The sequence below is a fragment of the Paraburkholderia heleia NBRC 101817 genome (genome assembly GCF_000739775.1).
GTDB classification, from domain to species: domain Bacteria; phylum Pseudomonadota; class Gammaproteobacteria; order Burkholderiales; family Burkholderiaceae; genus Paraburkholderia; species Paraburkholderia heleia.
The window spans coordinates 1-2,065 of record NZ_BBJH01000087.1; the positions used below are offsets into that span (position 1 = coordinate 1).

The following is a 2,065-nucleotide window of genomic DNA, read 5'->3' on the forward strand; positions in this document are numbered from 1 at the left end:
CCACCGGCTGGACTTTCTGCGCGAGCGCGGGCTCGTAATCGAACGGCGCCGTTTCGCTCATGTACGTCGACTGGCACATTTCGAGCTGCACGGCATGCACGCCATCGTGCGGCGCGCCGTAATGACGCGTGTTGTAGCCGCCCTTGAAGCGGCCGTTCGCGATCCACGTGAAGCCGCTCGCGGCCGCCGCGCGCTCGACCGCCGCCTGCACCGCCGCCGCGGCCGTGCGCCCGTCCTGCGTGCCGAGGTTCAGGTCGGGCAGCTTGCCGTCGAACAGCCGCGGCAACACGCTTGCAATCGAGTGCGCCTCCCACAGCAGCACGTTCGCGTGCGCCGCGCGCAAGCGCTTCAGTTCGGCGGCGAGTGTGTCGTGATACGGCTGCCAGAATGTCTGCACGCGACGCTGGCGCTCCGGCGCGTCGGGCACGCAGCCGTCGCGGTAGATCGGCTCGCCGCGAAACGTTTCGGTCGGACACAGCGACGTGGTGGTCTGGCCGGGATAGAGGCTCTCGTCGTTCGGCGGGCGGTTCAGGTCGATCACATAGCGCGAAACCCGCGCGCCGAGCACGGTCGCGCCGAGTTCCTTCGCAAACGCATAGAGGCGATCGAGATGCCAGTCCGTATCGGCCACGGTCAGGGCCGCGTCCGTGTACTCGCCGTGCATCGCAGCGGGAATGTGCGTGCCCAGATGAGGGATCGAAATGATGAGCGGCGCGGTGCCGCGTTCCAGCGACAAGATATCGGTCATGGAGATTTGTCTCGTGAATGGCGCGAGCGCTCGGGCCTGAGTTCAATCATCAGCCAGCAGCCTGGCGAGCGCCGCGCGATAGTCGGCATAAAGGCGTGCTTCGTCGCGATGGCGGCGCGCCTCCACGACTTTGACGCCGCCGGTATAGACGTCGAGCACCGGCGTTTCGCCATGCTCGCCGAAGACGACCGACGAGAGCCACGTGAGCGGCTTGTGTTCGGCGAGATCCGGATGCTGGGCGTCGAGCACGACCCAGTCGGCGCGCGCGCCTTGCGTCAACGCGCCGACCTTGCGCCCCGTTGCAGCGGCGCCGCCGGCGAGGGCTGCGTCGAACAGCCGGTCCGCAACCTGTGCCTGATGCGGCGCGGCCAATACATTGCGCTCGCGCCGTGCGAGCCGCTGGCCGTATTCGAGCAAGCGAAGCTCCGCGCGCCAGTCCACGCCGATATGGCTGTCCGAGCCCACGCCGAACGCGCCGCCCGCATCGAGATACTCGCGCGTGGGGAAAATGCCGTCGCCAAGATTCGCTTCGGTCGTGAGGCACAGGCCCGCAATCGCACCGCTCCGTGCGAGCGCGGCGGTCTCCCGCGCATCGATATGCGTGGCATGGACGAGGCACCAGCGCGCGTTCACGTCGAACCGGTCGAGGAGCCATTGCACCGGCCGCGCACCTTCTGTCGAGAGGCAAGCCTCGACTTCGGCTGTCTGTTCGGCGATGTGGATATGCACGGGCGCGCCAGGAAGCGCGTGGTCCAGGCCCTCCAGCAGCGCGCGCAACGAGTCGTGCGAAACGGCGCGCAGCGAATGGGGCGCTACGCCATAGCGCAACGCGCCGTGCTCGGGCCGCCACGCACGCAGCGCCTCGACGATGCCGAGCAACTGTTCCGGCGTGTTGATGAAGCGGCGCTGATCGTCGCGCGGCGCTTGCGCGCCGAAGCCGCTGTATTGATAGAGCACGGGCAGCATCGTCATGCCGATGCCGGTCGCACTCGCTGCGTCCACCACACGTTGTGCCAGTTCGGCAGGGCTCGCATACCGCTGGCCATCCTTGCCGTGATGGACGTAGTGGAATTCGCAAACGGAGGTGTAGCCCGCCTTCAACATCTCGACGTAGAGCCAGCGCGCAATCGCCCCGAGATCGTCGGGCGTGATGCGCGCGGCGAACCGGTACATGAGGTCGCGCCAGCTCCAGAAGCTGTCGGTGGGGTTCGCGCGATATTCGGTGAGGCCCGCCATCGCTCGCTGGAAAGCATGCGAATGAAGATTAGGCATGCCAGGCAGGATAGGCCCCGGCGCGCGCGCGACGCCGCGCGGCGC

The 2,065-nt window shown here is 67.6% G+C and carries 2 protein-coding genes; both read right to left on the minus strand.

Annotated elements, in window-relative coordinates; genetic code table 11:
* The coding region (hutG, locus tag BHE01S_RS35740) for an N-formylglutamate deformylase (protein ID WP_042273208.1) at positions 1-748 on the minus strand (748 nt) is incomplete at its 3' end.
* Between the two features lie 42 nt (positions 749-790).
* Positions 791-2,065: formimidoylglutamate deiminase (locus BHE01S_RS35745; RefSeq protein WP_042273210.1), on the minus strand; the 1,275-nt coding region annotated here is incomplete at its 5' end.